The organism is Mesorhizobium sp. M2E.F.Ca.ET.209.01.1.1 (assembly GCF_004010375.2).
Taxonomy (GTDB): Bacteria; Pseudomonadota; Alphaproteobacteria; order Rhizobiales; family Rhizobiaceae; genus Mesorhizobium.
Map to the genome: position 1 here is coordinate 1 of NZ_SADP02000718.1, position 329 is coordinate 329.

Sequence of the window (329 nt, forward strand, 5' to 3'; positions counted from 1 at the left end):
GAACGTTCCGCGGTGCTTGCCGGCACGGCCGCGGCGCCGATCGCTGAAGCGGCCGGCCGCGCGTTCGACATCGGGCCTCGGACGGCCACCGCCGACATTCTCACCTACGCCCGGCTGGCTGCCGCGAAGGGGCAGGGCGAAAGGCCGAAACCGCTTTATCTGCGCGGTGCCGATGCCAAGCCGCAGGCCGGGTTTATACTTTCGAGGCAAAGACCATGATCCCGAAAAGTGGAAGCCGGTTTTCGCGGACAAACGGCCCCGTTTGTCCAGAGATCATGGTCAGACGAGAAAACGAGAGTTGATGCGCATACCTTTTCTCCAATCGCGTC

The 329-nt window shown here is 63.2% G+C and carries 1 pseudogene; it reads left to right on the forward strand.

Features of this window, described 5'->3' with window-relative positions:
• A pseudogene (locus EN852_RS37590) lies at positions 1 to 219 on the forward strand (tRNA (adenosine(37)-N6)-threonylcarbamoyltransferase complex dimerization subunit type 1 TsaB); the annotation flags it as partial.
• Between the last annotated feature and the right edge of the window lie 110 nt (positions 220 to 329).